Origin of the sequence: Streptomyces sp. HP-A2021, from assembly GCF_022807935.1 — a bacterium.
GTDB lineage: Bacteria > Actinomycetota > Actinomycetes > Streptomycetales > Streptomycetaceae > Streptomyces > Streptomyces afghaniensis.
In genome coordinates this window covers 999,813-1,023,307 of record NZ_CP094344.1, presented here as the reverse complement: position 1 = coordinate 1,023,307, position 23,495 = coordinate 999,813, and the positions used below count along the sequence as shown (strand labels likewise).

The 23,495-nt window shown below is 68.3% G+C and carries 17 protein-coding genes and 2 pseudogenes; 9 read left to right on the top strand and 10 right to left on the bottom strand.

The features are described 5' to 3' along the window. Window positions 1–31 precede the first annotated feature (31 nt). Both MQE23_RS04735 and MQE23_RS04730 read left to right on the top strand, forming a co-directional pair. The gene (locus MQE23_RS04735) at window positions 32–556 is read left to right on the top strand and encodes a shikimate kinase (protein WP_243378336.1); all 525 of its coding nucleotides are present in this window, start codon (window positions 32–34) and stop codon (window positions 554–556) included. Window positions 557–1,132: 576 nt separating this feature from the next. After that, a pseudogene (locus MQE23_RS04730) lies at window positions 1,133–1,255 on the top strand (protein-L-isoaspartate(D-aspartate) O-methyltransferase); the annotation flags it as partial. Here the strand turns inward: MQE23_RS04730 and MQE23_RS04725 are convergent. The 6 genes from MQE23_RS04725 to MQE23_RS04700 all read right to left on the bottom strand — a co-directional run bounded on the left by MQE23_RS04725 (window position 1,234) and on the right by MQE23_RS04700 (window position 8,367). After that, complete coding sequence (locus MQE23_RS04725) at window positions 1,234–2,292, bottom strand: carbohydrate kinase (protein WP_243378335.1); 1,059 nt, start codon at window positions 2,290–2,292, stop codon at window positions 1,234–1,236. The pseudogene MQE23_RS04730 and the gene MQE23_RS04725 sit on opposite strands and share 22 nt — an antisense overlap. Window positions 2,293–2,451: 159 nt before the next feature. Further along, window positions 2,452–3,876 carry a glycoside hydrolase family 32 protein gene (locus MQE23_RS04720; protein WP_347710124.1) on the bottom strand — a complete coding sequence of 475 codons (1,425 nt, stop codon included), beginning with the start codon at window positions 3,874–3,876 and terminating at the stop codon, window positions 2,452–2,454. A 115-nt stretch (window positions 3,877–3,991) separates the two neighbouring features. Then, window positions 3,992–4,864 carry a carbohydrate ABC transporter permease gene (locus MQE23_RS04715; RefSeq protein ID WP_184567858.1) on the bottom strand — a complete coding sequence of 291 codons (873 nt, stop codon included), beginning with the start codon at window positions 4,862–4,864 and terminating at the stop codon, window positions 3,992–3,994. A 1-nt stretch (window position 4,865) separates the two neighbouring features. After that, the gene (locus MQE23_RS04710; RefSeq protein WP_243378332.1) at window positions 4,866–5,792 is read right to left on the bottom strand and encodes a sugar ABC transporter permease; all 927 of its coding nucleotides are present in this window, start codon (window positions 5,790–5,792) and stop codon (window positions 4,866–4,868) included. 88 nt (window positions 5,793–5,880) lie between these two features. Beyond that, entirely contained in the window at window positions 5,881–7,185 is a 1,305-nt protein-coding gene (locus tag MQE23_RS04705; protein WP_243378331.1) for a sugar ABC transporter substrate-binding protein, read from the bottom strand. A 147-nt stretch (window positions 7,186–7,332) separates the two neighbouring features. Beyond that, window positions 7,333–8,367, bottom strand: a complete 1,035-nt coding sequence (locus MQE23_RS04700) for a LacI family DNA-binding transcriptional regulator (protein ID WP_243378330.1) — start codon at window positions 8,365–8,367, stop codon at window positions 7,333–7,335. Between the two features lie 265 nt (window positions 8,368–8,632). Here MQE23_RS04700 and MQE23_RS04695 point away from each other — a divergent pair, with 265 nt between their 5' ends. Together MQE23_RS04695 and MQE23_RS04690 are read left to right on the top strand one after the other, a co-directional pair. Beyond that, window positions 8,633–11,566, top strand: a complete 2,934-nt coding sequence (locus MQE23_RS04695) for a GH32 C-terminal domain-containing protein (RefSeq protein ID WP_243378329.1) — start codon at window positions 8,633–8,635, stop codon at window positions 11,564–11,566. Window positions 11,567–11,764: 198 nt separating this feature from the next. Continuing rightward, on the top strand, window positions 11,765–14,569 hold the full coding sequence (locus MQE23_RS04690) for a GH32 C-terminal domain-containing protein (RefSeq protein WP_243378328.1): 2,805 nt from the start codon (window positions 11,765–11,767) through the stop codon (window positions 14,567–14,569). Between the two features lie 63 nt (window positions 14,570–14,632). Here the strand turns inward: MQE23_RS04690 and MQE23_RS43485 are convergent, their stop codons facing one another. The 3 genes and pseudogenes from MQE23_RS43485 to MQE23_RS04675 form a co-directional block, all read right to left on the bottom strand. Beyond that, entirely contained in the window at window positions 14,633–15,625 is a 993-nt protein-coding gene (locus tag MQE23_RS43485) for a GH32 C-terminal domain-containing protein (RefSeq protein WP_279345124.1), read from the bottom strand. After that, a pseudogene (locus MQE23_RS43480) lies at window positions 15,562–16,068 on the bottom strand (glycoside hydrolase family 32 protein); the annotation flags it as partial. The pseudogene MQE23_RS43480 and the gene MQE23_RS43485, both read right to left, overlap by 64 nt. Beyond that, window positions 16,061–16,771 carry a glycoside hydrolase family 172 protein gene (locus tag MQE23_RS04675; protein WP_243378327.1) on the bottom strand — a complete coding sequence of 237 codons (711 nt, stop codon included), beginning with the start codon at window positions 16,769–16,771 and terminating at the stop codon, window positions 16,061–16,063. The pseudogene MQE23_RS43480 and the gene MQE23_RS04675, both read right to left, overlap by 8 nt. Here MQE23_RS04675 and MQE23_RS04670 point away from each other — a divergent pair. The 5 genes from MQE23_RS04670 to MQE23_RS04650 all read left to right on the top strand — a co-directional run bounded on the left by MQE23_RS04670 (window position 16,752) and on the right by MQE23_RS04650 (window position 21,543). Beyond that, window positions 16,752–17,249, top strand: coding sequence for a sugar ABC transporter permease (locus MQE23_RS04670; protein ID WP_243378326.1), 498 nt, complete (start codon window positions 16,752–16,754; stop codon window positions 17,247–17,249). The genes MQE23_RS04675 and MQE23_RS04670 overlap by 20 nt on opposite strands. Then, entirely contained in the window at window positions 17,246–18,085 is an 840-nt protein-coding gene (locus MQE23_RS04665; RefSeq protein ID WP_243378325.1) for a carbohydrate ABC transporter permease, read from the top strand. Before MQE23_RS04670 ends, MQE23_RS04665 begins: the two co-directional genes overlap by 4 nt. Before the next feature lie 61 nt (window positions 18,086–18,146). Further along, window positions 18,147–19,544, top strand: coding sequence for a glycoside hydrolase family 172 protein (locus MQE23_RS04660; protein WP_243378324.1), 1,398 nt, complete (start codon window positions 18,147–18,149; stop codon window positions 19,542–19,544). Between the two features lie 132 nt (window positions 19,545–19,676). After that, the gene (locus tag MQE23_RS04655; protein WP_243378323.1) at window positions 19,677–20,168 is read left to right on the top strand and encodes an amino acid transporter; all 492 of its coding nucleotides are present in this window, start codon (window positions 19,677–19,679) and stop codon (window positions 20,166–20,168) included. 313 nt (window positions 20,169–20,481) lie between these two features. Continuing rightward, window positions 20,482–21,543: a protein kinase family protein gene (locus tag MQE23_RS04650; RefSeq protein WP_243378322.1), complete on the top strand. Its 1,062-nt coding sequence runs from the start codon at window positions 20,482–20,484 to the stop codon at window positions 21,541–21,543. A gap of 264 nt (window positions 21,544–21,807) precedes the next feature. On the opposite strand, the gene MQE23_RS04645 is transcribed toward MQE23_RS04650, so the two are convergent. Then, on the bottom strand, window positions 21,808–23,199 hold the full coding sequence (locus MQE23_RS04645; RefSeq protein ID WP_243378321.1) for an MFS transporter: 1,392 nt from the start codon (window positions 23,197–23,199) through the stop codon (window positions 21,808–21,810). Window positions 23,200–23,495: the final 296 nt, after the last annotated feature.

Here is a 23,495-nt window from a genome sequence, read left to right as displayed (position 1 = left end):
GAAATATGTCGCTGAGCAGGTGAACCGGGTGATGAAGCGGATCGTGGTGGTGGGGGTTGCCGGATCGGGCAAGACCACGCTGGCCAGGGCACTGGGCGAGGGGCTCGGGAGACCGGTCACGGACTTGGACTTGCTGTTCTGGGGGCCGGCCTGGAGTCGTGTCGACCTCAATGTGTTTCGTGAGCGGACGCAGGAGGTGCTTGCCAACGAGTCCTGGATCATCGCGGGCAGCTACTTCAATCAGGTCGCAGATCTGGTGTGGGCTCGGGCCGACACCGTCGTATGGCTCGACTTACCCCGACGGGTTTCATTCTCGCGTGTGCTCAGGAGGACTGTCCGCCAGGTCGTGCGTCGCGAGGATGTGCTTCCCGGGTGTCGCCAATCGCTGCGGGCAGCCTGGCGCGATCGGCTTTTCCACTCGGCCTGGCGCGAGCCTGCGAGGTTTCGATCGGTGGTTCCGGAGATGCTGGACCGGCCTGAGTTTGGTCATGTGCGTTTGGTCCATCTGCAGACGAAGCAGGAAGTGGCCGCCTGGCAGGTCTCTCAGCGGCGGTAGTCGCGATGGACTGGGATCAAGGGCCTCGGTGCCGCCGGCGTCGCACGATTCGTCGACGATGCCGGCCGCAGTGTGCTTACACCCCTTGTGAGTCATTGGCCCAGTGGAAACCTATGCCGTACCGCCCGCCCGAAAATGCCAACTGGAAAACATTGGGAGTCGTTCGAAAGGACTCGGAGCGGTCTGAGCTTGCCCGCAGACGGCAGTTCCACTGTCGCATCGTCCGGGCGGGCCGAGCCTACCGATTCGTGACCGCAGACCTCATCCGCGTACTCAGCCTCTCCGGCGCCCTGGGACCAGATGCGGAGAGGGGGCCTGACGTGTCAGTTCCGCAAGGAGCAAGTCCCTGCTGGCGCGACCGCCGGGCCTCAACGAGCTCCGGCCGCTCCTGAGGTCTCGATGTCGATCCAGAGCGCCGACTCGGGCGTGGATGAGGCAGAAGCCGCAACTCCTTTCCCCAGTCCCGACAGGAAGAGCTGCGCGCCGCTGCCTTCGCCTGCACTGTCCCGTACTGGCGAAGCGCGGATCCGGCGGCGAACCGACGACATGGACGACGTCGGGCTGAGCCTCAACGGTAGGCCCACCTTGTCGTCCACACTGCCCAGCCTCGTCGTTCGTATGTACCGCCACGCGACGGTCGCCGACGGCTCGACCATGTTGGTCACCACCGGCGTCGGCTACGGCACTGCCCTTGCGTGTCCGGTTCGGTCATGGTCAGGGCACGAGGGTGGAAGTGGACGGGACGCCGACTTGGCGAAGCGGCGTTCCCCGGAGAGGAACCGGGTCGCCAGGTGTTCTGCCCTGGGCGGGTTCGCGCCGGGGACGGAGCAGGTCAGGGCGGCGACGTGGGCGGCGAACGAGCAGGCGTCGGCGACGTCTTCGAGGCTCAGTCGGTCGAGTCGTGCGCCGAGGTGTCCGAGGGTGGCGAGGCGGTGCAGCAGGCCGGCGGTGAAGGAGTCTCCGGCGCCGACGGTGTCGACGATGTCGATGGCCGGGGTCGGGACGGTGATGCGGTGGCCGTCGAGGGAGGCGAGTGCGCCGCGTCCGCCGAGGGTGATGACGACGAGTCGTGCGCCGGCGGTGTGCCAGGTGTCGCAAGCCTCTTCAAGGCCGGTACCGGGGAGGAGCAGGGCGAGGTCGTCCTCGCTGAGGCGCAGGATGTCGGCGAGGGCGCACCAGCGAGGAAGCCGCTCCCGGTAGGCCGAGGGTGGGACGAGCAGGGGGCGGACGTTGGGGTCGACGGATACGGTGGCGTGCTCGCGGGCGCTGGCGAGGTGGTCCTCGATGTGGCCGGCACCGGGTTGGCGTACCAGGGCCAGGGATCCGGTGTGCAGGCAGACCGCGTCGTCCTGCTGGGTGGCGGCGAGTTCGTCGGCGGTCCACTGCCAGTCGGCGGCACTGTCGGCGTAGAAGGTGTAGGTGGCCTGGCCGGTCTCGTCGAGGTCGGCGACGGCGAGAGTGCTGGGCTCGGGGGCGCTCACGCTGCCGGTCAGGTCGACGCCGGAGGCGCTGAGGCGGTCTCGGAAGAAGGCGCCGAAGACGTCGTTGGAGAACCGTCCGAGGAAGCGGGTGGGGGTGCCGAGCCGGGCGAGGGCGACGGCGGTGTTGGCCGGGCCACCACCGGGCAGGGCGCGCAGTGCGAGTTCGCCGAGGCCGGACCGGCCAGGGTCGGCGAAGGTGTCGGCGACGCACTCGCCAAGGACGGTGACACTGCTGGGGGAGCCGTGTCGGGGCATGGTGACTCTCTGCCTTTCTGGGGGAGGGCGTGGGGCTGCGGCTCCCGTGCCTGCGTCCGGCTGGTACGCCGAGGTCAACGGGTAGGTCGACGACGGTGCCGTCCTCACCCGCTTCGAGGTGAGGACGGCGTTCTGAGGACACGTGGGACAGGCGGCGCGTTACGCGTCCTGCCCTTGGCCCGCCAGCAGCGGTTCCTGACGGATTCCGCCCGGGGTCAGGTTCCATGCCTCGACGGTGAAGTCGCTGCGACCCGTGCCTGTCGTGCGGGCCTGGAGTCGCCAGGGTCCCTCGGCGAGTGGATAGAACCTGAGGGTGAGGACCCGGCCGTCGCCGAGATAGACCTCGGCGATCGAACGGTCCACGATCACGCGCAGTTCCACGGGGGTGCCGGCCGTCGCGGCTGGGCACGGGACGGCATACGAGCCTCCTCGTGCCCTCGCGTCCAGTGACGCGTGGCTGCGGTCCACGGTGAGCCGGCCGGTGGTGGGATCGAGGCTGATGTCGAGGTACTCGGTGTCGTCCGCGGAGGTGACCAGGCGCAGGCCGCTCGTGCCGGTGGAGTCCGGGGTCAGGACGGCAGTGAGGTCGAAACTGCGGCTGACTTGGCCGAGTTCGGCCGCCCCGGACTGTGTGACGTGCCCGGTGCGGTGCAGTACGCGTTCGCCACGGAGCGCGAGCAGTTCGCGAGCGGGGCGTTGGACGACCGTTCCGTCGGCGGCGAGGGTCACCTCGCGGGGGAGGGTGAGGGTGCCTGCCCAGCCGGCTTCATGCGCCCAGGCGTCGTCGCGGGCCTCCCACGCCCAGCCCCACAGCAGCCAGCGCTCTTCCCCGGGGACCCTCAGCAGGGCGGGGGCGTAGAAGTCGGGGCCGTGATCGAGCGGCACCGGGGCCGCGGTCGCCGTGAAGCGTCCGGCCTGTTCGCGGCCGGTGTGGACGGTCGTGTGGCTGGGGCCGCCCTGCGGGGTCCAGTCGCTGATGATCAGGACGCCGCTGTCGCCGAAGGTCGCATACTGGGGGCACTCCCATCCGACCGGGCCGGAGCCGGCCGCGGCATCGCTGACGTGGAAGGGGCCGCGGTACTCCCAGTGCTCCAGGTCGTCGGACTCGTACAGCTGCGCCGCGGCGCGGCCGTCGGCGAGGGCCGAGCCGACCAGCATCCGCCAGCGGCCGTCCTGCTGCCAGACGTAGGGATCCCGGTACATGGTGGTGTCGGCGGGCGGCTCGGGGATGAGCAGCTCTGGGCGCTTGGCCCAGGTGATTCCGCCGTCGTACGACTCGGCGGTGGTCACCGGCTGCCACCAGCGGTCGGCGCGGTGGGCCGAGTAGAAGGCCACCATGCGGCCGTCGTCGGAGACGGCGTTCCCGGAGAAGCAGCCGTCGGCGTCGTAGCCGCCGGGAGTGGGGGCGAGGGCCACCGGGAGAGGTTCCCAGTTGATCAGGTCGGGGCTGCGGTAGTGGCCCCAGTGCACGTTCGAATGCCGCGGGCCGTACGGGTTGTACTGGAAGAAGACGTGGTAGTGACCCTCGTGGAAGACCAGCCCGTTGGGGTCGTTGATCCAGTTGCGCGGGGGGCGCAGATGCACGGCCGGAAGGTGGGGGTCAGCAGGCGGCGTGGACACACGGGGCCTTTCTCGGGGTGCGTGAAGCATGGGGGAAGAAGAGGGGTGGAGAAACGCGGTGCGTTGCGCGGGCGCGGGTTCAGCCCTTCACGCCCGTCGACGCGATGCTGTTCACGAACGACCGCTGGAACGCCACGAACAGGGCGAGGATCGGCACGGTGATCATGGAGGAGTAGGCCATGATCTGGCCCCAGCCCACGTTGAGTTGGAAGAAGTAGGAGATGCCCACCATGACCGGCCGCAGGTTCTCGCTCTGCACGACCATCAGCGGCCACAGGTAGGAGTTCCAGGCCGGTAGGAAGGTGAGGATGGCGACGGTGGCGATGGCCGGGCCAGACAGCGGCATGACGATGCGGCGGTAGATGGTGAACCAGCCGGCGCCGTCCACGATCGCCGCCTCGTCGATCTCCTTGGGGATGCTCTGGAAGTACTGGTGGAAGAAGAAGATCGAGAAGGCGTTGGCGACGAACGGCACGATCTGGACCTGGTAGGTGTCCATCCAGCCGGTGGTCCACTCCAGGTGGAAGCCGTTGACGCGGAGCAGCGGCAGTTGATTGACCCACCACACCAGCGGCAGGGCGAAGGTCTCGAACGGCACGATGAGGGTGGCGATGATGCCAGTGAGGACGAGCTTGCGGCCGGGCCAGCGCATCCGGGACAGGGCGAAGGCGGCCATGCTGTTGACGATGATGCCGAGCACGACGGTGATCGAGGAGATCAGTACGGAGTTCAGCAGGAATTGTGCCGCCGGGACTCGCTCGAACACGGCCGTGTAGTTGTCCAGCGACAGGGCTCCGACCGGCAGGAAGGCGCGCAGGGAGCCCAGGTCGCTGAAGATCTGGTCGTCCGGTTTGAACGACGAGATCAGCATGAAGACGAGTGGGAGCGCGAAGACCAGCGCCAGGACGACACGGCCGACGTGACCGCCGAGGTGCTTGAGGACGGAGGTCATGTCAGTCCTTCTCCCGGGTCAGGAATCGCTGGACGAGGGACACGGTCAGCACGAGCACGAAGAAGATCAGCGAGATCGCCGCGGCGTACGCGGTCTGCTGCTGGTCGTAGCCGGTGTGCACAGCCTGGTAGACGACGGTGGTGGTGGAGTCGAGCGGGCCGCCTTGCGTCATCACCCTAATCTGGGTGAAGAGGCTGAACGCCGCGATGGTGATGGTGACCAGCACGAAGGTGCGGGTGGCGCGCAGTCCGGGCCAGGTGACGTGGCGGAAGCGGTGCCAGCGGGTGGCTCCGTCCAGGTCGGCGGCCTCGTACAGCTCGGCGGGGATGGTCTGGAGACCGGCCAGCCAGATGATCATGTGGAAGCCGACGCCCTGCCACACCGACATCAGGATGATGGCGGGCATGGCGGTGTCCGGGTTGCCCAGCCAGTCCGGGCCGTCGACGTGTCCGAGGGTGAGTGCCGAGATGATGTGGTTGACCAGGCCGTCCTGCCGGTAGAGGAAGGTCCACAGGAGGGACACGACGACCATCGAGGTGACGACCGGCAGGAAGTAGACGGTGCGGAAGAAGTTGACGCCGCGTACCTTCGCGTTGACCAGCAGTGCCAGCAGCAGGGCGAGCCCGGCCTGGAGCGGGACGACGACGGCGGCGAAGTAGGCCGTGTTGCGCAGGGACTTGTAGAAGACCGGGTCTTCGAAGAGCTGGGTGAAGTTGCGAAGGCCCACGAAGCGGGCCGGGGTGGGTGAGATCAGCCTCGCGTCGGTGAACGCCAGGGCGAAGGCGAGGGCGACCGGTACGACGAGGAAGACGATCAGCAGCACGACGGCCGGGGTGGCCATGCCGACGGCGGTGAGGCTCTCCCGGCGGCGTGCGTTGGTCGTTCGGGTTCGCCGGACCGGACGCAGCCGCTCAAGGGCTGCGATCATGGTGGTCACGGTAGCTCCAGGGGGGGAGCCGGTCCGGTTCGGGCGCGTGAGGAGGCGCGGTCGGGGCCCGAACCGGACCGGAGCAGGGTCAGCCGGCGTTGTAGTTGTTCGTCTTCAGGTTGTTGTCGATGTCTTTCGCGGCTTGACCCAGAGCGTTCTTGGGATCGGCGCCGGACAGGATGTCCTGGGCCGCCTTCTCGAACTCGGTGGAGATGTAGGGGTAGGCGGGGGTCACCGGGCGTACCTCCGCGTACTTGCGCGCGAACTGGACGAGCTCGTTGAACTTCCCGCCCGGCTGGTAGCCGTCGATCTGCTTCGCGGCGGCCTCGGTGCCCGGGATAGTGCCGGTGGCCTTGGCGTAGTCGACGAAGTACTTGGTCTGACGGGAGAACTTCAGCCACGCCTGCGCGCCGTCCTTGTTGGAGCAGCTGGAGCTCATCGCCCACTGCCAGGAGGCGCCGCCGATCTTGGGACCGTTGCCGAAGTCGACCGGTGGGATGATCGCCAGGTCGTCGCCGAGCTTGTCGGCGTTCTTGGTCGCGTTCCAGCTGCCGTCCCACTGGATGGCGCTCTTGCCGGCCAGGAAGTCCTTGTTGGGGTCGGCGCCGGACTTCTTCGACATGTAGCCCTTGGACACCAGCGAGCGGAACCAGGTCGCCCACTCCACGGACTTCTTGCCGTCGAGGGTGCCCGAGGCGGTCTTGTAGCCGTCGCGGTTGACCAGGTCACCGCCGAAGCTCTGCAACTGCGGGGAGTACGCGTACGACCACCACTCACCGGTGCCGCCGGTGCCCATCTCCAGCGGGTACTTGAACTTCCCGCTCTTCTTCAGCTTGGCGAGCGCCGCGTCGAACTCGGTCTTCGTCCACGGCTTGTCCATGGTGGGGATGCGGATGTCGTACTTGTTCAGCACCGACTTGCGGGCGAAGAAGGCCAGGGACACGTCGTAGAAGCCGAAGCCGTAGACCTTGTCCTTGTAGCGGCCGACGGTGCTGGGCAACTGGTCGGACAGCGGGACCTCGCTGCCGTCGACGTCGATCGGGGCCAGGTAGCCGCCCCACGCCCAGTTCGGCACGTTGGGCCCGTCCACGTCGAGCAGGCACGGCAGCTTGCGGGCCGAGGCGGCGGCGACGACAGAGTTGTTGTAGTCGCTCTGCGGGAACGCCTGGAGCTTGACCTTGTACTTGCTCTGGGAGCCGTTGAAGTCCTTGATGATCTTCTTGACGACGTCGAGCTCGGCAGAGTTGCCGGCGTTGTGCGTCCACAGCGTCAGCGTGTCGCCGTCGGCTCCGGACGTGCTGCCGCCGCCGCTTCCGGTCGCGCATCCGGCGACCAGCGCGGTCGCCGCTGCCGCGGCTACACTCGCTACTGCGAGGCGCCTGGTTCTGAACACCACGAGGGTTCCTCCATCTCACTGAGACGGGTCTTGCCGGACCCGCCTTGGCGACCGGTTGCGACGGTCGCTGTTCTTGGTGGTCGTCCCGCCGCCCGGAGGGTCAGTACTCCTGGCGGCGGGACAACCGTCTTCGGGTGCCCGGTGTCAGCCCCCGGCGGGGGCGCCGATGGAGGCACGTTCCCGCAGCGGCATGGGCACACGGTGGACGACTGCTTCGAGCGGCCCCCTGCGGAGAATCAGCTCCACGGCGAGGCGGCCGAGTTGGTAGTGCGGAAGCTTCAGCGTGGTGAGCGCCGGGCGCAGTACGGCCGCGATGTCCTGGTCGTCGAAGGAGACCACCGACACATCGCCGGGCACGGACAGACCCGCCTCGCCGAGCGCCTGGTAGGCGCCGAGGGACACCCGATCGGCCAGGCACACCAGCGCCCGGGGACGGTGACCCGCCGCGAGCAGCGCGGAGACCTCCCGGTAGCCGTCCAGCGTGTCCCAGTCGCACTCGATGACGCCGTCCAGGCGTGCGCCGCCCTCCCGCAGAACCTCCTCCAGGCCGCGCATGCGCTCGTTGCCGGCGATGATCCCCTCGGGCGTGGCCGGAACCGCCTGGTGCCCGCCGATCGCCCAGATGCCCTCGGTGTGACCGGCCGCGAGCAGGGCGCGGGCCGCGTCCCGGCCGGCCTCCAGTTCGTCGGGGACGACGGACGGGGCGTCGAAGCCGGGGGCGAGGCAGTTCAGCAGGACTACCCGGCGCCCGAAGAGCTCTTTGGGCGGAGTGACGTACCGGGTGAACATGGACGCATAGATGACCGCGTCGACCTGGCGGTCCAGCAGCGCGTGGACCAGCGATGACTCGGCGTCGCGATCGCCGCCGGCCTCCGTGATGAACAGCAGGTTGTCCCGCTCCCGGGCGGCCTCCATCGCGCCGCGGATCACCTCGCCCGCGAAGGGCGTCGTGGTGATCCGGTCCGAGACGAACCCGATGGTCTGCGTCGACTTCGTCCGCAGGCTGCGCGCGGTGACGTTGGGGCGGTAGCCCAGCTCCTTCGCGGCGTCCAGCACCTTCTGGCGGGAGGCATCGGAGATGCGCATGTCGGTGCGACCGGAAAGGGCGAACGACGCGGTCGTCGGCGAGACGCCCGCATGGCGGGCGACATCGGCCATGGTCACACGACGTTCAGACACGCTGCTCAGCTCCGTTGTTAAATCGGATTAGCAAGTTGCGAAGAGATTGATGCGCCCGTGGCCGGATGTCAACACCGCAGACATCTCGAATGAGAAACGGGGGAGATGTATGCCTATTTGTCCGCCTCTCTCATGCCCCCCGGGTAAAACGGTATGCATTAGCTCTTGCGTTAGCAGGGGCGGGGCGCCAACGATGCCGAGCCATCTCGCTTAAACCGATTTGGCAGAGCGTCAGACCTGCCGCGCACCACCCAGGAGCCCGCCCATGAGGAGAAGAACAGCCCTCACCGTCGTGTCCGCCGCCATCGGCGGGGCCGTCGTACCGCTCTCGTTCGCTTCCGCTTCCGCCGCCGCGGAGAGCCGACGCGGCCCCCAAAGCCCCACCGCCCGGTGGGACTTCGACGAGCGCGGTGGCACGGTCGCCCGCGAGGCGGTCTCGGGCTCCGCCGACCCCATCGACTACGTCTTCGCAGACGCCCGCTACAAACCGGACACCGACCCCGTCCGGCGGCGCGGAGTGCGGGGCCGGGCGCTGTACTTCGACGGCTACTCCACCGTCGTCACCGCCAAGGGCCCCGGCAAGCTGGCCCCTGCCCAGGGCCTGACCATCGACGCGTGGATCGCCCCCTACGCCTACGAGCACGGCATCGACGGCAAGCCCCAGGCCCTGGTCAACCAGCACAACCCGGACGCGAAGACCGGGTTCCTGCTCGGTCTGCGCCGCTTCGGGCAGATCGTCTTCCAACTCGGCTTCGGCACCGACCTGATCGAGGTCAAGGGAGCCCAGGACCAGCCGGCCGCCAAGGGCCGATGGACCCATGTCGCCGCCAGCTATGACCCGGCCGCACACCAGCTTCGCCTCTACCGCGACGGCCGCCTCATCGGCACCGCCACCACTCCCGACAAGGCTCCCCAACTGGCACCTGGCGAACCCTTGTTGATCGGCCGGCACAACCGGCCCACGCTGCTGAACGGCGAGTTCCACGCCAACATGTACATGGGCCTGATGGACAACCTCGTCATCCGCCCCGGCACCTTGGACGACACCACCGCCCAGCGGGAGCACGCCGAGAGGGTCGCCGCGCTGCCGGGCAACCGCGTGCCCCGCCCGGACCTGACGTTGAACCGGTCCCGCTTCGACGGCGACCGGCACCGCCCCCAGTTCCACATGCTGCCGCCCTGGCACTGGATGAACGAGCCGCACGCACCCGTGTACTTCAAGGGCAAGTACCACATCTTCTACCAGCACGATCCGCTCGGCCCCTACTGGGGCCAGATCCACTGGGGACACGCCGTCAGCACCGACATGGTGCACTGGCGGGACATGCCCATAGCCCTCGCCCCGGCAGGGGACTCGGTCGGGCCGGACGGGATCTGGTCGGGCTCGGCATACGTCGACGGCGAACGGGGGCCGGTGCTCTTCTTCACCGGCGGCGACGACCGGCTGCCCTACCGTCAGCGCACCGGGATGGCCGTGTCCTCGTACAAGACCGACCGCGACACGGACCTGCCCACCTGGACCATGAAGTCCGAGCCGGTCACCGAGGCCCCGGCCGGTCTCCCGGCCGGTCCCGGCACCGCGTGGGCGGAGAACTTCCGCGACCCGTTCGTCTGGGAGGAGGACGGCGTCTGGTACCAGCTGGTCGGCAGCGGCATCGTCGACTACAACGGCACCCAGGTCACCAAGAAGCACGGCGGCACCGCACTCGTCTACACCGCGCGCAGGCCCGAGGGGCCCTGGACGTACCGGGGGCCGCTGCACTGGAACGACCTCGCGAAGGTCCCCGAGCCCGGAGAGGTCTGGGAGCTGCCGGTGCTCCTCCCGCTCCCCGGCCCCAAGGGCAAGCGCACCGGCAAGCACATCCTGCTGGTCAGCCCCTGGTGGGAGGCGTTCAATCCTGACGCCGTCAAGCACACCTACTACTGGATCGGCACCTTCGACAAGCGCGCGTTCCGCTTCGTGCCCGACCACGAAAAGCCCCGCGAGTTCGACTTCGGCGAGCACTTCACCGGCCCGTCCGGCTTCGTCACCCCCGACGGCCGCTCGGTGCTCTTCAGCATCACCCAGGACCGCCGCAGCGAACAGCAGCACGCCCAGTCCGGCTGGGCCCACAACGCCGGCATGCCGGTCAGCGTCTCGCTGCGCCAGGACGGAACCCTCGGTGTCGAGCCGATCGAAGAGGCGGCCGGACTGCGGGGCCGACGGCTGGTCAAGATCCGTCAGGCTTCGGTGAAGGAGGCCGACCGCCGACTCGCCGGCGTCTCCGGCGACATGCTGGACATCGAGGCCGTCATCGAGCCCCGCGACGCCACGACCGTCACCCTGGCCGTCCGGGCGAGCGGCGACGGCAGTGAGCGGACTCTGCTCTCCTATGACACGAGCAAGCACCGCTTCTCCATCGACCGCGGCCGCTCCAGCCTCGACCCGGACGTCCGCAAGGGCGTCCACGGCGGCACGGTCGAACTCGTCGGCGGACAGCTGAAGTTGAGGGTCCTGCTCGACCGCTCGATGCTGGAGGCGTACGTCAACGGCACCAACAGCCTCACCAGCCGCGTCTACCCGACCCGGAAGGACGCCACCGGCCTGCGGCTGACCAGCGAGGGCGGCTCCGCCCGGGTTCTCTCCCTGGACGTCTGGCGCATGAACGGCGCCTACGACACATCCGTAGTGCCGGCCGCCTACGACCCGCCGCGCCCGACGGACGTCGACGCCCTGCCCAACCACGACTTCGCCACCGGCGACCTCACCGGATGGACCGTCGTCTCGGGCACCACCTTCGGCGACGCCAACGTGACCACCCGCACCGACTGGGGCTGGGGCGGACCCTTCTACCAGGCCGAGACGGCGGACGACCCGGCCGGCCACCACCTGTGGGGCTACAACCCGAACGCGGGCGGCGACGACGCCACAGGCGTACTCCGCTCCGCCACCGTCGTCCTCGGCGGAGACGGCGTGGTCGACCTGCTCGTGTCCGGCGGCAACGACCCCGACCGGCTCTACGCCGCCGTCGTCCGAGCCGACGACGGCAAGGTGCTGGCCAAGGAAACCGGGCGCGGTGCCGAACAGTACCGCCGTGTCGTCTTCGACCTGTCCGAGCACATCGGCGAACGGATCTACGTCGAGGTCGTCGACAAGGCGACGGGCGGCTGGGGCCACATCAACGTCGACGACGTCAACGTACCCGTCCAGCGCTCCTGACCACCTGCTCACCCACGTTCCACGCTCCCGGGGCCCTGCCGTGGGCCCGCGACCAGGAGAACGCACTGATCAGCCTGCTCAACACACCTCAACACATCACCGGAGGTATGCATGCGCACGCGTTCACCAGCGACATCCAGGACAGGGCCCCCGGGCAGCCTGCTACGCACACTGCTCGTCCTCGTGGCGTGTCTCGGCATGACAACACCCCTCATGTCGGGACAGGCCGGCGCGAGCGAGAGCACCCTGTCCAACCCCGGCTTCGAGAGGGGCGACCTGAGCGGCTGGAGCACCACAGGAACCGCCTTCAACGGATCCGTCACCAACCAGCCGGGCTGGGGATGGGGCTGCTGCTTCAACCAGCAGGGCACCTACCACCTGTGGGGATTCGCGGGCGGCGGCGATGCCCCCACGGGCACCGTCACCTCCGAGCCGTTCACCCTGACCGGCACCGGAATGGTCAGCGTCCTGGTTTCCGGCGGCCGTAACGACGACCAGCTGTACGTGGCTCTGACGACCCTGGACGGCACCGTCCTGCACAAGGCCACCGGCACCGACGACGAGGCGTACCGCCGCGTCACCTGGGACGCGCGAGAGCACCTGGGCGAGCAGTTACGCATCACGGCGGTCGACCGGGCCACCGGCGGCTGGGGACACATCAACCTGGACGACGTGAGAGTCGGTCTGGACGAGGCTCCGGACCCGGGCCTCGAGGGGCTCGCCGCCTACTGGGACTTCGCCGAGGGCCAGGGCACCGCGACCACGGAGCGGATCAGCCAGAGCGCGGATCCCATCAGCTACGTCTTCAACAACGCGGTCTACAAGCCGAACAGCGACCCACTGTGGCGTACCAAACGGCAGGAGGACGGCGTTCTCTCCGGCGCCCTTCTCTTCGACGGCTACTCCACCTGGGCCACCCGCGCCGCATCGCAGACGCAGCTTCCCGCGGACGGCATGACCGTGGAAGCCTGGGTCGCACCGCGCGCCTTCGAATGGGGCGACGAAGGCAAGCCCTCGGCCATCGTCAACCAGCAGGACAAGGCAGCACGCCGCGGATTCTCGCTCGGCGTCGGCCGGCACGGCGTGTGGCAGTTCGGCATCGGCACCGGTGACGCCTGGTACGAGACGGCGGTTCCCCAGGCGGCAGCTCTGGCCGCAGGCAAGTGGGCGCACATCGCGGCGGTCTTCGCTCCGAGCGAGGGCACCATCAGCCTGTACCTGAACGGCGAGCAGGTCGCCCGTACAGCCATCCCCACCACGGCCCGCCTGGCCAAGGCCGACGTTCCCCTGCTCATCGGCCGCCACAACCAGCCCGCCATCATCAACGGCACCTTTGCCGTGAACATGTTCAACGGCCAGATCGACGAGGTGAAGGTCCACACGGACGCGCTCACCGCCGAATCCGTGCGGGCCGGCCACGAGCACGACATGCAGACATTCGCCGGGGGCAGCATCCCCGAGGCCCGTATGGCCATGGACCGCTCACGCTACGACGGCGACCGCTACCGCCCGGGCTATCACTTCTCGGCCCCCAACCACTGGATGAACGAGCCCCACGCCCCCATCCAGGTCAACGGCAAGTACCACCTCTTCTACCAGCACAACTCCCATGGCCCCTACTGGCACAACATCGGCTGGGGGCACGCGGTCAGCGAGGATCTGGTGCACTGGCGCGACCTGCCCGTCGCCCTCGCTCCCACCGCGGGGAGTGTGGCACCCGACGGTGTCTGGTCCGGCGACGCGACCCTCGACGAGAACGGTGTCCCCGTCCTGCTGTTCACGGCCGGCAACGATTCCCAGCGCCCCAATCAGGCAACCGGACTCGCACGCCCCGTCGACCCCGGTGACCCGGACCTGGTCAAGTGGAAGATGCACCCGACCCTGGTGACCAGCCAGACCGCCGATCTGGACGTCGGCGCCGGACGGAAGGTCCGCTTCGGGGACTTCCGCGACCAGGACGTGTGGAAGGAAGGCGACACCTGGTTCCAGTTGGTCGGCTCGGGAGTCCAGACCACGTCAGGCCAGAGCGTCGGCGGGACGGCGCTCCTCTACACCTCCAAGAACCTCACCGACTGGACCTACTCGGGGCCTCTCATGGTCGGTGACGTGGCGGCCCACCCCAAGACCGGCCAGGTCTGGGAGCTCCCCACCTTCCTCCCCATCGGCAAGGACGACCAGGGACGCCAGCGCCGGGCGCTGCTCGTCAACCCGTCCTTCCCCGACGGCCCAGCCGACTACAGCAGCAAGTACGTCTACTACTGGGTCGGCACCTGGGACGCCCAGGCCCGCCGATGGACACCCGACACCACCGAGCCCAAGCTGATCGACTACGGCGATCACTTCACCGGGCCCAGCGGAACGGTCGACGACAAGGGACGCTCCCTCGTCTTCAGCATCGCGCAGGACCGGCGCACGGAGCGCGCCCACTACGACGCCGGCTGGGCCCACAACGCCGGACTCCCCGTCCAACTGTCCATGCGACCTGACGGAGACCTGGGAGTCAGCCCGGTCGAGGAGGTCTCCCGGCTCCATGTGGGCGAGCCACTCCTCAACATCAACGAACCGACCTCCGTCGCCGACGCCAACGCGCGCCTGGTAGACATCAAGGGGGACATGCTCCACATCAAGCTGACCCTGGAACGGGGCCGCGCCGGCACCTTCGGACTCGATGTGCTGCGCAGCCCCGGTGACGAAGAGCGGACCCGTCTGTTCTACGACGCCCCAGCCGGACAGCTGGGCGTCGATCGAACACGATCCGGAAACACTTCCAGCGTCGACGCCGACCTGGGCATCCAGAAAGGTCCGCTGACGCTCTCCAACGGAGAGTTGTCACTGGATGTGTTCCTGGACCGCTCGATGATCGAGGCATACGCGGACGCGCACAAGTCCATCACCACCCGCGCCTACCCCTTCCGGCAGGACTCTCTCGGCCTGCGGCTCTTCGGCGACGGCAGTGTCGTCAAGTCCATGACCATCTGGAAGATGGGCAACCTGACCGACTGACCCGTCGGCGCCATCGACCCGGTTGGCACGTCTGGCGAGCCAACCGGGTCGATGCGTCTCTCGTCATCCGAGGGGTTCCGGCGCTGTCAAATCCCATGCCCCGACCGTGTACGCGGCGGGGGCCACCCCTGTGGCTCCCATCTGCACGCGCCAAGGGCCGTCGCCGACGGGGTAGAAGCGCAGGGTGAGGGTGCGGCCGGAGGCGGTGAAGATCTCCGCGACCGAGTGGTCGAGCAGAATCCGCAGGGTCGCGTTGGGCCCCTCGGGCGGAAGGCGCCAACTGCCGCCCTTCGCACGGGGGTCGAGGGAGGCGTGGTCGCGGTCGACGACCAGTTCGCCGGTGACCAGGTGATGGACGACGTCGAGGTACTCGCTGCCGTCCGGTGAGGTGAGCAGCCGCAGGCGCCCGCCGCGCTCCAGGGTCACGGTCAGGTCGGTGGCCCGGGACACCTCGCCCAGGTCCACCGGCTGCTCGGCGCTCGCCCTGCCCGCTGCGGCGATCCGCCGTTCGCCGCGCAGGGCGAGCAGCTCGCGGGCCGGTCGCTGGACCAGCTCTCCATCCGGGCCGGGCGTCAGTTCGCGGGGCAGGGAGAGCATGCCCGCCCAACCGGCCTCGTCGGTCCAGGCGCTGGGGGCGCCGACGCGTTCCTCGTCCCGTGCCTCCCAGATCCAGGCCCACATCAGCCAGCGCCCGTCAGGTGCGTGCAGCAGGGCGGGGGCGTAGAAGTCGGGGCCGTGGTCGAGGAGGTGGGGCTTGTCCGCCCGGAACTCGCCGTCCTGCTCACGCCCCGGCCAGTAGATCGTGCAGCTCGCCCCCTCCTGCGGATCCCAGGCGCTCGCGAGGACCGCGCCGGTGCCGTCGGGGAAGGCGGCGTATTGGGCGCACTCCCAGCCCTCCTCGGTGTTCCGGCCATCGCGCAGGGGATGGGGCGGGCCAGGAAGACGCCCTCGTACGCCCAGTCGTCGAGGTCGTCCGAGGTGTATGCCAGGGCCGCGCCGCGTCCGTCGGCAAGCGCGGCGCCGACCAGCATCCGCCAGCGGTCGCCGTCCCGCCACACGTACGGGTCGCGGAACATCGTCGTGCCGTCGGCCGCCTCCGGGATCAGCAAGCCGTCGCGCTTCGTGAAGGTCGTACCGCCGTCGTCGGACACCGCCGAGGTCACGGGCTGGTGCCAACGCCCGTTGTGTCGGGCGGAGTAGAAGGCAGTGAGGCGGCCGTCGTGGGAGACCGCGTTGCCGGACCAGACCCCGTCCTTGTCGTCGCCGCCGGGGGTGGGGGCCAGGGCGACCGGCAGCAGCTCCCAGTGGATGAGGCCGCGGCTGCGGTAGTGGCCCCAGTGCATGTCGGCGTGGCGGGCGCTGCGCGGGTTGTACTGGAAGAAGACGTGGTAGTGGCCGTCGTCGAAGACCAGGCCGTTCGGGTCGTTGATCCAGTACGCCGGCGGGCGGAGGTGGACCGCCGGGAAGTGCGTGTCCAGTGCGGTTGTGGTCTCAGTCATCGGCGCGCTCGTCGTAACGGCGGCGGACGGCCGCGGCCTGCTTGATGTTCGCCTCGGACTCCTGCAACGAGCGCTCGCCCCGCTGCCGGGTGCGCTCGGCGAGGTTGTTCATGTGGCGTTCGAAGCGGGCCGAGTACCGCTCACGCATCACGGCGATCTCCTCGGCGACCGCGCCGGAACGCGCGGCAGGGACCGGCATCGGCTGGCCGGCCGGGCGCACGGGCAGGCGCTGCTCCAGCGGCAGGATGGTGGCCTTGGGGGAGGGCAGGGTCTGGTACCAGTACGCCGTCGAAGCCCAGTCGTCGGCCAGGTGGTTGCCGTGGCCGTGCTCGATGGAGACCCGGATGCGCTCCTCGAAGTGGACCGGATCGGCCACATGGAAGCGGTAGTTGACGGAGTAGCCGGGGACATCGGCCTCGTGGAGGATCGCGCCGTGGTACAGGTAGGCGTTCTTCTGCATGCCCCAGGCATGGTTGAAGTAGTCCTCGGTGCCCGTGCCGTGCAGGGAGGGCGGCCAGCTGGTGGAGCCGTCGGGCAGGAAGTCGTCGTCGATCCAGATCATGTCGTTGCCCTCACCCCACCAACTGCCCTGCCGGTGATGGACGGAGAGGTTGCAGCCGACGTAGTGTCCCTTGCCCTCGGTGTCGAGGATGACGTAGTTGTCCTCACCGGTGACGTCGACGATGTTGACCTCAGGGCTCACCAAGGTCGGCATCCTGGACAGCCCCGCCGACATCGGCTGGCTGTCCGACCCGGACATCGTGCTCGCCTCGGTCGCCCTGCCCGACATCTGGCTCACGACGTCCTTCATGACCCTGGTGCTCTTCGCCGGCCTGCAGAACATCCCCGGCGACGTCCTGGAGGCGGCCAGGCTCGACGGCGCCAACGCCCGCCAGCAGTTGTTCCGGATCATCCTGCCACTGCTTCGGCCGGTCATCGCCGTCGCGCTGATCGTCCGCGGCATCGACGCCGCGCGCGCCTTCGACACCATCGTCATCCAGACCAACGGCGGCCCCGAGTCGGCGTCGACCACCCTGAGCCTGCTGATCTACCGCACCACCGTGCGCTTCGGGGAGCAGGGCCTGGCCTCCGCCATGGGCACTCTCTACCTGATCGCCATGCTCGCCGTCGCCATCGTCACGATGCGCATGATCTGGCGGCCCGGAAAGGGGCAGTCATGACCGCCGTACTGGACCGGCTCGCCACCAGGCGATCGCTGCTGTGGGCCCTGCTGCTCGTGGTCGTCGCCGCGTACGCCTTCCCCTTCCTCTATCTGATGCTCACCTCGTTCAAGACGCCGTCGGACGCCCTCGCGGTGCCGCCGACGATCCTGCCGAAGGTGTGGAGCCTGGAGAACTTCACGAAGGCGCTGAACACCCCGGGCGTGACCGCCGCGTTCATCAACAGCGTCACCACCGCCGTGCTGAGCACCGTCATCTCCCTCGTACTGGCCGTGCCCGCGGCCTACGCCGTGTCCCGTTTCGGCACGCTCAGCGGCCGGGTGTTCATCGTGGTGGCCCTGGTGACCAGGATGGTCCCACCCGTCGCCATCGGCGTACCGCTGATCGGAATGATGAAGTCCCTGGGCCTGACCGACACACCGGTCGGCACGGCGATCGCCCACACGACGATCTCGCTTCCGCTGTCCATCTGGCTCATGGTCAGCTTCTTCGAGGCCGTGCCCGCCGAGCTGGAGGACGCGGCCAAAGTCGACGGGTGCAGCCGGTTGGGCGCGCTGATCCGGGTGGTCCTCCCGGTCGTGTCGGGCGGCGTCGCCGTGACGGCGATCTTCGCCTTCCTGGCGTCCTGGAACGAATTCCTCTTCGCCCTGCTCCTGACCGCGGTCAAGGCCCAGACCGTGCCGATCCTCATCGCCAACTTCCAGACCCAGTACGGCCTTCAGTGGGGACCCATGACCGCGATGGCCACCCTCTACTCGATCCCGGTCATCCTGCTCACGCTCGTCCTGCAACGGCGGATCGTGGCCGGCCTCACCCTGGGCGCCGTCAAGGGCTGATCCGCCCCCTTCTTCCCCGGGGCCGACCGCCCGGACGCGCAACCGAAAGGACCTCTGCTCCATGTCCGTCTCTTCCTTCTCCCTCGGCGACGACCTGCTCGGCAGGGCCGCCAAGCGTCGCCGGTCCCGCTCCGCACGGGTCGCCAGCTGGGACCACACCGGCCTCAATGAGGACGCGTTCATCGTGATGCCGGGCGAGACCGCCGTCCTGGCCGACCTGGAGGGCCCCGGCGCCATCACCCACCTGTGGTTCGTCCAGGGTTGCCGCGTCATCCTCGGCCCCGGCCTCTTCGACGCCCGCCAGGCCGGCACGGCCATGGTCGAGTTCAACAACGCGCTGGGCTACAACTGGGAGGTCAACGACCCCGACTACTACCGCAAGGTCGTCATCAAGATGTACTGGGACGACCAGGAGCACCCCTCCGTCGTCGCCCCGCTCGGAGACTTCTTCGGCGTCGGCAACTCGATGCCGGCCAGCTTCCAGTCGATGCCCTTCACCGTGTCGGTCAAGGACGACTCGGAGCGCCGGTACGGCGGCCCCGCGGCCTTCAACTGCTTCCTGCCCATGCCGTTCAACCGGCGGGCCCGCATCGAGGTCGAGAACCAGGGTGAGCACCCGTACGTCCAGTACTTCTACATCGACTACGAGCTCTTCGCCGAGGACCTCCCCGACGACACCCTCTACTTCCACGCCCACTGGCGCCGCAACAACCCCTGCAACGGCTGGGGCCCCGACCTCCAGGTCAACAGCCTGGAAACCCAAGTCCCCAACCTCGACGGCAAGGACAACTACGTCATCCTCGACACCGAGGGCGCCGGCAACTACATCGGCTGCGTCCACACCGTCAACCACTTCACCAGCACCTGGTGGGGCGAAGGCGACGACATGATCTGGATCGACGAGGATTTCAACCCGGACGGCACCACCAGCTGGCCCCCGTCAATGCACGGCACCGGCGGCGAGGACTACTTCAGCCACGGCTGGGGCATGCAGAAGATCAACTATCCCTTCCAGGGCACGATCATCCACGAGGAGGACGTCCCCGGCCTCCAGGTCCACTACCGCTTCCACCTCGCCGACTCCGTCCGCTTCAACGAACGCATCCGCGTCACCATGGAGCACGGCCACGGCAACCACCTCGCCGACGACTGGTCGACCACCGCGTACTGGTACCAGACCCTCCCGGCCCCCCGCCTCGACATCCTCCCGGTCAGCCAGCGCCTCCCACGCAAGGCCGAAGGCCCCGGCATGGCGGACCTCCCGACGGTCGACCGGACCGGGCTCGACCCCCTGCGCCGACAGATGTACGAGCAGCGCGACGCCCGCATGGCCGAGTTCACCGCGCAGCGAGACGAGTGGTTCGAGCGCCGGGCCGTCGAATCCCGCGAACGCGCTGCCAAGAACAAGGAGTTCGCCGCTGAGGTGCGCGCCAGGTTCCTCGCCCGCACAGTGTGCTGATCCCCCCCGGGGGCATCCACGGCAACACCTCCGACACAAGCAAGTGGATCGAGGTATGGCCCCCTCCAGTCACCGGCCCGACGGGGAATTAATTCGCGGCCCTGGAGGGACGCTTCTAGTCTGCGTCAGGTGATGACAGCTGACGACGTGTTGTTCGTTCTCACCCTGCTACGACAGGCGAAGGCAGACGTCTGGATCGGTGGAGGATGGGGGATCGACTCTCTGATCGGCGAGCAGACGCGAGACCACCGCGACCTGGACTTGATGCACCGGCAGGACCAGGAAAACGCCGTGTTGACAGCCCTCCATGAGGCCGGCTTCGTTGAGACCCTGAACTGGAGGCCCATCCGATTCGTCGTGACGGCACCGGACGGACGCGAGATTGACCTCCACCCGCTGGTCTTCGCCGACGACGGCTCAGCAGTGCAGGCATCACCCGAACCCGAGCGTCCATTCACCTACCCGTCCTCATGCTTCGTGACGGGCACCATCCATGGGACGTCAGTCCCGTGCTTGTCCGCTGATCAGCAGGTCTACTTCCACCAGGGCTACGAGCCCTCGGAACGCGATCGTCACGACATGGCACAACTCCGCCGCGTTTTCGGCATCGCTACACACTTTTGACCCACGTCAGCGGGCGAAGACCCTCCACACGCTGAGTGACTCATCGGGGTCTCCGAGCCGCCAACTGTCAATCAAGGAACCCGCCAACCAGAGATCAAAGACGTTTGACCGGCAGGTCCGGCTGCGGCACCCGCCAACTACAGATCAAAGTCACGGTGGATTGATGCCCCTGGGTCGCTGCGGCAGCCGTCAGGGCCCCTGGGGCGGATCATCGCTCTCGACGTGAGACGGTGTCGGCAGCTCCTGCCCCAGTGTTCGTTGAAGTGCACGAGAGGCGGGTGCCCGGCTGGAGGCATAGGTGAAGAGCCCTGACATGTCCCGCGGTGCTCGTCTGGCCGCCCACGGTGCCGTTTCGACATCGCTGGCGCTCTGCAGTGATCGCAGACTGCACGAGCTCGTGGACGCCGCCACACCGATCGGATCCGGCATCGGCGGGAAGACAGTAGTGCTGGAGGTCGACAGAACGTCGGTCTTCGTCAAGCAGGTACGCCTCACCGATCTGGAGCGACGGCCGGAAAACGTTCACTCCACGGCGAACTTGTTCGGACTGCCGGTCTTCTGCCAGTACGGCATCGGCAGTATCGGCGGCCCGGGGGGCGGAGCCTGGCGGGAGCTGGCCGTGCACACCATGACGACGAACTGGGTGATCTCGGGAGACTACGAGGGTTTCCCCCTGATGTACCACTGGCGGGTGCTACCAGACAACGGCCAGCCGCTTCCCGAGGAACTGGCCGATGTGGAACGAGCTGTCGCCTACTGGGGAGGCGGAGCGGAGGTACGCCGCCGGATCGAGGCTCTCCAGCAGTCCTCGGCGAGCCTCATGCTGTTCCTGGAGTACATCCCGCAGAACCTGCACGACTGGTTGGGCGTCCAGATCGGGGCCGGTGACGAGGTGACCGAGCGGGCCTGCGCCATGGTGGACAACGAGCTGAAAGCCGGCATCTCGTTCATGAACGCTCGCGGGCTGCTGCACTTCGACGCCCACTTCCAGAACATCCTGACCGACGGCCGGCGGCTCTTCTTCGCCGACTACGGCCTCGCTATCTCCTCCCGCTTCGAGCTCACACAGAACGAGGCCGACTTCTTCGACGAGCACCGCACCTACGACCGCTGCTACACCGCCACGCATTTGGTGAACTGGCTGGCCGTCGCTCTGTACGGGTGCGAACCGGAAGAACGCAGGGCGTTTGTGCGCACGTGCGCTGAGGGGGTGTCCCCGGGGGGAATTCCAGCGGCGGTCGCGGAGGTCCTGGTCCGTTACGCGCCGGTCGCCGCGGTGATGGGGGACTTCTATCGCCAATTCCGGCAGGAGAGCCGGGCGACCCCCTACCCGCTGGAGGCGATCCGCCGGATCGGAGCAGGACAGCCCGCCTGATGCGGCGACGGGGGTCATCGGGAGGAAAGCCGCGCGACTCGTGCACAGGCTCGCATCTCACTCGAACATGCGAGTGAGGAAGTCGGGGGTGGTGGGTGGCCATTGACAGGTGCGCGAGCGTGTACTCCAGCTGGGGCCGCCCGCCTGGTTTTTGGCGCCTGCGGCGATGACCTTCGGTCAGTTAGTGCGCGTGCCTCTGCATCTCCGAGGGGACTTTGGAGGCGATCACGAGGGAGGTACCGGTCGTTCAGCAGGGGTGGGTTCTCAAGTTCCACGTTCGGGGGCGTCGGGGTCGGCACATCTGTTGTCCGTCGCAGGTCGCTGCGGACCTGCCGACGGGCTCTCTGCATCCTGCGGTATGGGGCTCTTCGACTCGCCCACGGAGGGGGCGGGATGGTCCATCTGCTTCCATGCAGGGAAGATCGTCGGGGCGAGGGTGGCGAGGAGATACGCACCGCCGACCACCAACATCGTGGTGAACAAGCCCGTGGAGTCCACGAAGTAGCCGGCGGTGAGGCCGCCGAGTGGGGTGATCGTCAGGACCGAGGCGGTGGTCGCGCTGAGCACGCGGCTGCGCAACCGTTCGGGCACGATCTCGTACATGACCGTAGTCAGGATGGGGTTGATGATCCCGAAGGCGATGCCCTCGACTGCCATCGTCACGGCCAGCGGGGCCACGGTGTCGCTGTAGGCAGCGACCACGAAGCGCGGCATGCCGCCGATCAGGAACGCGATGGTGAACACCGGCCACCGCCGGAAGCGGCTGCCCACCGCGCCATAGACCAGTGCCCCTGCCAGCGCGCAGACGGAGAACGTCGCGTTCAACAGGCCCAGGTCGGCGGCGCCACCGAGTTCCTCGCGTGCATGAACCGGAAGGAGCACGGCGCTCCAGCCCTGATCGAAGCCCTTGGTGGCCAGAGTCATGAGGCAGATGCCAAGAAGCAGTGGCGTGCCGAGGACAAAGCGGTAACCCTCTCCCAACTCGCGGCGATAGGAGCGCACCGACGCCGGCTCGGGCCGCCTCTGGGGCCGGGCCTCGGGCAGGCCGCGCAGGCCGAAGGCGAGGAGCGCGGCGGACAAGGCGAAGGTAGCGGCGTCCAGCAGCAGGACATTCTGTGCACCCAGGAGAGCGATGAGCACACCACCGACCGCCGAGCCGATCATCCCAGCACAGCGTGAGGCACCGTCGTACCACCCGGCGGCTCGGGTCAGCGGCATCCCAGCACGCTCGGCGAGCGTGGGCAACAGCACACCGCGGGCAGTCGCGCCTGGAGCATAAAACAGCCCGGTGACGGCCATCAGCGCGCACAGCATCCAGAACTGCAGCACTCCGGCGAACTCCAACAGCGGAATGGCAGCGACGGCCGCCCCACAGACCACATCGGACACGATGCCGACCCTGAGCCTGCCGATGACATCGATCACCGGCCCGCCGGCGATGGCCGACAGCACCACTGGCAGCACCGAGCAGAACGCCACGATCCCGGCCCTGGCGGCGCTCCCGGTGCTCTGCAGGACGAGCCACGGCACGCCCATCCCGGTGAACACACTCCCGGTGATGGAGATGACATTGGAGGCGAGTACGGCGATGAACGGGCGGCGATCGCCGGGCAATAGCAGCTCCGCAAAGACGCAAGGCATCGGGACGCGCTGCATCCTGGCATGGCATCGAGGCCGGCGGCACGGCAATTTCCGCTGCTGGGCGCCCAGCAGCAGGAGTGCGAAGCTACCCACGGGCGACGCTGCGGCAGCACCTTCGACCACTCCAGCTCGACAGCAACATGCGCGACCCGATGTGCTCGATGTCCCGCTGCTCGTGGTCCGGCGCCGCGAGGAGTGCACAATCTGCGCCGCCAGCGCCACCGGGGAGATCTTCACGGTCCGAATGCACGGGGCCACGCCCACCTCGGTCAGTAGCGCGTGCATGATCCGCAGGGCACTGTCGGCGAGTG